The organism is Streptomyces sp. GbtcB7 (assembly GCF_019091445.1).
Lineage (GTDB): Bacteria > Actinomycetota > Actinomycetes > Streptomycetales > Streptomycetaceae > Streptomyces > Streptomyces mirabilis.
Genome location: NZ_JAGXJM010000238.1, coordinates 1 through 294, shown reverse-complemented (window position 1 = coordinate 294; position 294 = coordinate 1). Strand labels below are relative to the sequence as shown.

Annotated in this window: 1 tRNA gene; it reads left to right on the top strand. The window is 65.6% G+C overall.

Annotated features, from left to right (window positions below):
- Positions 1-154 precede the first annotated feature (154 nt).
- A tRNA-Asp gene (locus KVT44_RS55970) sits at positions 155-229 on the top strand.
- The last annotated feature ends 65 nt before the right edge of the window (positions 230-294 follow it).

Genomic DNA, 294 nt, shown 5'->3' with positions numbered 1-294 from the left:
CACGGCGTACCCGGTCTCCGACAAGCGCATCGTGAAGGCGATCGACGCAGCGGTGCCGTAACGGGACCTGCACGGTGGGTGAGTTCGACCCCGGGCTCACCCTCCTGTACAGTCTCTTCTCGCTGCACAGCGCAAGAAAGTGACTGCGAAACCTGGTCCTGTGGAGCAGTTTGGAGTGCTCGCCACCCTGTCAAGGTGGTGGCCGCGGGTTCAAATCCCGTCAGGACCGCAAGAGATACGAGAGCCCGGGGCTTCGGACCCGGGCCCCCGTGCGTACGCACTCCGCGCAGCCGC